6 protein-coding genes are annotated in these 6,002 nt (G+C 63.6%); 1 reads left to right on the top strand and 5 read right to left on the bottom strand.

Features of this window, described 5'->3' with window-relative positions:
• Positions 1–127 precede the first annotated feature (127 nt).
• On the bottom strand, positions 128–397 hold the full coding sequence (locus AA309_RS31370; protein WP_047192945.1) for a DUF6894 family protein: 270 nt from the start codon (positions 395–397) through the stop codon (positions 128–130).
• Between AA309_RS31370 and AA309_RS35635 the strand changes: the two genes are divergently transcribed.
• Positions 396–545, top strand: coding sequence for a hypothetical protein (locus AA309_RS35635; protein WP_160310593.1), 150 nt, complete (start codon positions 396–398; stop codon positions 543–545). The genes AA309_RS31370 and AA309_RS35635 overlap by 2 nt on opposite strands.
• 283 nt (positions 546–828) lie before the next feature.
• On the opposite strand, the gene AA309_RS31375 is transcribed toward AA309_RS35635, so the two are convergent.
• The 4 genes from AA309_RS31375 to AA309_RS31390 all read right to left on the bottom strand — a co-directional run bounded on the left by AA309_RS31375 (position 829) and on the right by AA309_RS31390 (position 5,898).
• A complete protein-coding gene (locus AA309_RS31375) occupies positions 829–2,223 on the bottom strand; it encodes a PAS domain S-box protein (protein WP_160310594.1) in 1,395 nt (464 codons plus the stop codon).
• A 1,202-nt stretch (positions 2,224–3,425) separates the two neighbouring features.
• Positions 3,426–4,367 (bottom strand): D-alanyl-D-alanine carboxypeptidase family protein, encoded by a 942-nt coding sequence (locus tag AA309_RS31380; RefSeq protein WP_052955151.1) that lies wholly within the window; start codon positions 4,365–4,367, stop codon positions 3,426–3,428.
• Positions 4,368–4,456: 89 nt separating this feature from the next.
• The gene (locus AA309_RS31385) at positions 4,457–4,888 is read right to left on the bottom strand and encodes a helix-turn-helix domain-containing protein (RefSeq protein WP_047192946.1); all 432 of its coding nucleotides are present in this window, start codon (positions 4,886–4,888) and stop codon (positions 4,457–4,459) included.
• Positions 4,834–5,898 (bottom strand): alpha/beta hydrolase, encoded by a 1,065-nt coding sequence (locus AA309_RS31390; protein WP_150117874.1) that lies wholly within the window; start codon positions 5,896–5,898, stop codon positions 4,834–4,836. The genes AA309_RS31385 and AA309_RS31390 overlap by 55 nt, the downstream gene beginning before the upstream one ends.
• Positions 5,899–6,002 lie beyond the last annotated feature (104 nt).

The raw sequence follows: 6,002 nt of genomic DNA on the forward strand, positions 1-6,002 counted from the left end.
CAAATCCGTCCACACGACCTAGCGTCTTCGCCTCCCGGCCCGCTTCGCCGCACACGGGGTCTCGTTCTGGATTCCCTGTCGCTGCGCACCTCCGGGCGACACGCAGGAGCGCGAGATCCTAGCAGCGTCACTGGAGGAAACGCCGCAGGAGGTGGTGGATCTGATGGTCGAGAGCCTCAGAGAACGGAAGCTCGAAGACCAGCTCACCCGCGGCGTTCATGACCTCGATGGTGCAGCCTCGCGGGCTCCGGCCGCAGGCCGTGAGCTCGATCGCGATGTCCCGGGCAGCACAAAACGTCTCGTGATAGACAGTCTGCACGTCAGGAAATTCAAGCCCAAGCTCGTCGCGGCTCAGTTCCTGGCGAACGCCCCTGATGTGAAAGAAGAACAGAGGCATGACGGCCCTCCCGTTCCTGCACCATGTCAGCAGCGCCTCCATCATGATCCAGCTCGGGGCACCTGCTTGTCCGCTTGGGACAACTGCTTGGCATTTTGTGACCAAGGATCCGTTCGAAATTCTCGACCGTGACGGCACCTCCCCGTGAGCAGGTCGGGGTGGTCCGCAGCAGCAGCATGGGTCGAGCGACCGTTATCGCATCTGCCAGTGACATACCGACTTTGTCATGCCGTCTGAATGCAAGGCTTTCACGAACTCGGAATGTCTGTTGGGCGTCAAATTTTCACATTCCGACCGATCAACGAACGTCAGCTCCTAAGTGCCGAAGCGCACCAAGCTCTTTCGTCTGAGAAGTGCCGGGAGCCGACCTACAGCGATGATCAGGATCATCGCGCCCTGGGGGTGAGCATTCGCGAACGGCGTCGCCGCTTCTAGCCGGAGGCTGGCTCTTGAAGAGCTGACAGGGAGATCTCAATGCTCCAGATGACCCCAGTTGGCTCGTATCGAATTCCTGCCTGCTCCCCGAAGCTCCCGGCAAGGCTTCGCTCAATCAACCGCGAGCCAAAGCCCTTGCGCTCAGGCGATTTGACAGGCGGGCCGCCGCTTTCCTGCCACCTGAACCAGAACAGGGCAGCGTCCCCATCCCCTGCCACATCCCATGTGATCTCGACCTGCCCGGTGTCCACCGACAGTGCCCCGTACTTGGCCGCGTTGGTGCAGAGCTCGTGGAGAGCCAAGGAGAGGGCCAATGCTGCCTTGGGCCCGAGGCGGACATCAGGCCCGGAGAAGTGGATCCGGCCGTGATCGTTGTGCGATTGGGTGGCGCCCTCGACGATCACCCCGATGCTGGCGCTGGACCAGTTCTCTTGCAGCAAGGTGTCATTGGCACGAGCCAGGGCCGCCAGCCTTTCCCCGAAGAGCATGCCCGCGGCCTCCAGGGAAGGAGCGCTGCGCAGGGTCTGGGTGGAGATCGCCTGGACCATGGCCAGGGTGTTCTTCACCCGGTGCGTCAGTTCCTGCATCAGAAGCTGGCGCTGCTCCTCCATCCGCTTGCGGTCCGTGATGTCGTAGACGGCTCCGAAGATCCGTGACGGACTGCCTACGTCGTCGCGCACAATCTCCCCGCGCCGTGCCAGCCACCGCACCTGCCGGTCATCCTGCCGGATGATGCGGTATTCCGTGTAACCGATCAGATCCTCAAGGGAATGGGCCAGTGATGTTGCGAGTAAATGACGATCCTCGGGATGGACGAACTCCTCGAACGCGCCGGCCCGGATCGACCTGTGCGGCCCGATTCCCCAGATGCGGCAGAATTCCTCCGTGACCATCACTTCACCCGAGCGGATGTTCCACTCGAACGTGCCGATGCCTCCGGCATGCTGGGCGATCCGCAGCCGTTCCTCGCTGCTGGTGAGAGCCGCCAGCGTACGGACGCGGTCGCTGATCTCCATCGAGATGCCGACAATGCCGACCATCCGCCCGCTGTCGTCCAGCACCGGCGAGTCGGTGACTTGCACCGGGAAGGTGCGTCCGTCCTTGTGGCGTAGGATAATCTCTCCCGACCAGACCTGGCCTGCCCTGAGGCATTTCATGATCTCTTCGGCCTGAGGTAGCCCCTCCGCCGGGATGTTGATCTCCAGGATGTTGCGTCCAAGCGCCTCCTCGGCGGTCCAGCCGTACAGTTGCTCCGCACAGCGGTTCCAGTAGGTGACGACACCATCGAGGTCGGTCGCGATGACGGCCTGCTCGACGGCATTGAGAAGCTGGGCCTGGAAGTGGACCTGCCGGCTTGGATCCAGGTTCTCGGCTGAGGCGAACGATGTCATGGCGTGGCTGATCATCCCTGGACTTGCAATCCCGCAGCCCCTTTCTACAGTCGGCAGACCATAACTGTCACGCCGTCGGAGGCCTCCCTAGAGCCGTCAGTTTTCCTTTCAGCCAAGCGGATGGAGCAGATTGAGGCGGGATTCGACCCGCTGTTGCCGCACCGGTATTAGGATCTGTCCGAGGTCAGAGCGCCTCTCGCGTGGGGATGGCGTAATTACATCCGCCGGGCGCCTGCCGGAACGGGGCGTGCAGATCCATCAGCTCGGCCCTGAGGGCACGCCTGTCCGGCGCTATGCGATGACCTCGCTCAGATGGCGGACATGGAACGGGCCTTATCGCGGGGCGACGGGCCCGTGGTGACCCGCAGGTCACACGTCACTGACGGTGATCCGGAGGATCCGGTCAAAGGCTCAAATTGTAGGGCCGGGACCCAAGCCTCTGCTGCTCGAAGAAGGGAGAGATGGTCTCAACCCATGCGGAAGTTCGATCTCAGCCTCCCTTCAGCCGGATCCGCGACGGGTGCGCGGCTCAAGCGGGTGCGTGATCAGGGCGGCTTGAGGAACCCACGGTAAAAGCCAACCCGCTCCGACTGTCAGCATGGACCTGGCCTTCTGAGGCCGCTCTAACTGATGTGAAACACAGCCGCAAGAACTGAGAAGCCAACCCGTGAAAAGTCCGCACCGGGTCAAACTGGGAAATTCAAGCATGCCAGATAAAGGTCTGCTCATGGCGTGAGATTAGACCTTCCTAGCCTCATCATCGGCTGTTTCGTGACAGCGCTTCCAGTGAGCAGACAGTGGACGGGGAGCAGGCTTTGAACGACTCAGTCCATCGTTTCCACTCTCCGGTTCGGCTTGGCCTGGACGCGAGCGAGCCTCCCCTGTCCAGGCGGTTGGCTACCTATTGGCTACCTGGAGCGAAGCGGCTCAAAGGGCAGATGCCGGTAACCCTTTGAAAGTATTGGTGAGCGCGCTGGGACTCGAACCCAGGACCCTCTGATTAAAAGGAGGCTCTGGTAGACCTCCGCCTGCAGACGGCGAAGATGGCACTCCGATGGTGTCTCAGTCCAACAGCTTAGATGTCGGTGCTGCCGCGACAATTCAATCCGCTCTCAACCACCTCAGATGAGGCCCTCAGCACGGGAGCGGCGGGTGAACTCCTGTGTTCGCATCAGCTCTACGGCTTGCGTGCCGGCCCGCTATCAACGTCGACGCTGCAGGACCGCCGTGGGTCTCCCGTCACCACCGGCAGTGACGGTTCCCGCGACGGCAGGACCCTGTCGGCCGCACTTGAGGCGACGCAGGTCGGTGCCGGGTGCAGGAGCATTGGCTCTCACCATGCGGAGATTGCCGATGGAGCTTGTCGCTCCCGCGAGGCCGGCGTCGAGGAGTTCCTTCGTGATTCGGGTCCGCGTCGCCGCGCTGGGAGCCCCGAGCACCACCCCGACAACGCGCCTGCCCCCGCGGACCGCCGAGACGGCCACGTTGAACCCCGAGGCGCACACGTAACCGGTCTTCGTTGCCTCAAGGCCGGCATAGTCCTCCACCAGCTTATTGGTGTTCTTGAGCATCCGACCGTTGACCGCGACAGCCGACGTCCTGAAGAGGTCGGTGTAGTCTGCATGAGAGCTGAGGATGACCAGCATTAGGACGGCCATGTCCCGCGCATTGGTCACCTGGCGGTCATCATGCAGGCCGCTGGCATTGACGAAGCGCGTGCCGCTCATTCCCAGGCGGGTGGCCTCCGCGTTCATCGCTGCGACGAATGAGGCCTCGCTGCCGCCGGCAGCTTCCGCGATCGCAACTGCCACGTCGTTGGCGCTCTTGACCATCATGACGCGGAGAGCGTCCTCCAGCCGGAGAGAGGTGCCCGGTGGGACACCTAACTTCGAGGGAGCCTGAGCTGCGGCCCGCGCACTCAGGGCGATGGAGGTGTCCATGGCGAGCCGGCCTGATCGGACTGCCATGAGGGCGAGATGGGCCGTCATCAGCTTGGTGAGCGAGGCTGGGTGCCAGGAGCGGACGGCCTCCTGGGCAGCCAAGATGTCTCCGGTGGATGCATCCACCAGCAGCAGGGGAGAGGCATCGGCGGGAGAGGCCGTCAGGAACAGGCCGGCGGCCAGCAGGAATGAGGGCAGCTTCATGCGCTGATGGTTGACTGAACCGCGGCCATGCGCAAGTGCTGGGCGGCACGAAGCCTCGGCTCTGGCCCAACAACTACCCGTGACCGAGACTACGCGGGCTCTTCGAGCACCTTGCGCACGGTGGCCAGCGACAGGCCGAAGTGCTTCGCCACTTGGGCGGGTGCTACGCCGGCCAGAAGCGCGGCGCGCACCGCCTTGCGCTGTCCCTCCTGCAGCGATGCGGTTCTGCCAGCTCTTATGGATCTCCCCTGCTTTGCGGGGGCTGGAACGAGGCGCTTGAGCGACAGGCTGGCCTGTCGGGCTGCCGTCTCCAGCTCCGGCCGTTTGCCCCTGCCCTCCTGCAGCCGGCGCTGCACTTCCTCCAAGAGCTGACCGAAATGCTGTGCCAGTTGGGCATCCGATAAGCCGGCGAGCTCCAGCGGCCTGGCCGAGGCGGAGGCCGGATCGGACGGCGGGCTCGGTACGGTCAGCGTGTACTCGAACAGGTCGAGAGTGCGGGGTGAAGATCCCTTGGGCAGCATAGGATGTATATGGCCATTAGGCTGCCCTGCCCCAAGCTTCCGGTACTCGCCACATTGCCGCGTCGGCCTCGGCGAACAGGACCAGGCTGCGTGTGCGTACGTCTCAGCCCTCCCGCTGATGCCGCCCAGCCGTCGCGAGAATGATCGGGTCTATGGCAGTTGAAGTGACGTGCCAGCCCTGTCGGTAGAGCGGTCTGCCAGGCGCGGGCCTCAACCACCACAAGAAACTCGTTCACCGCCTCCATGCCACCCTGCTCCAGGTTTCTGGAGTGGCTCCCGCCCTCGATGCGGATGAAGCGCTTTGGCTCGGGAGCGGCCGCATACAGCCGCTCGCCGAAGGCAAAGGGGATCGTGCGGTCGTCCGTGCCATGCAGGATCAGGATCGGAGCCTTCACCGTCGGGATGATGTCGAGCGAGCGGAACTGGTCCAACATCAGCCAGGAGACGGGCACATACCAGTAGGTGAGGCTCGCTACATCAGCAGTGGAGGTGTAGGGCGCGTCGAGGATCAGGCCAGCCAGCGGCTGCTCACTAGCCAAGCGTACCGCCACACCCGTGCCGAGGGACTCGCCATAGGCGACCACGCGCGAGGCTTCATAGGATTGCCTCACCCACTCATAGGCCGTGCGGGCATCGGTATGGAGGCCTGTCTCCGTCGGCGTGCCGGTCGAGCCGGAGTAGCCGCGGTAGCTGACCATCAGCAGCCCACGACCGGATGCGGTCAGCGCCTGAGCGCGCAAGCGCCCATTCCAGAGGCTGCCTCCATTGCCATGGAAGTACAGGATCAGCGCCTTGCCGGGCTGAGGGGGCTTCCACCACGCCACGAGCCACTCGCCGTCTGGCGTCGTCAGAACCAGATCGTGAAAGTCAACGAGGCCTGCCTCGGCCGCCGTGGTACGCCGGTCAGAGGCTGGATAGAGCAGGCTGCGCTGGTTCACAAACAGCACGGCGAGAGCGCCGGCATACAAGACGAGCACAGCGAAGGCGAGAAACCGGAGACGGCGGACCATAGGGTGCTGACATCCTGTTGAAGGGCTTGTGAAGGGCTTGGCGGTCTGTTTGGCTCCAGATAGCGGCGCCCCCCGTCTCAAACGATGCCCCACGCCCTGTAGCG

The organism is Microvirga vignae (genome assembly GCF_001017175.1).
In the GTDB taxonomy this organism is placed as follows: Bacteria; Pseudomonadota; Alphaproteobacteria; order Rhizobiales; family Beijerinckiaceae; genus Microvirga; species Microvirga vignae.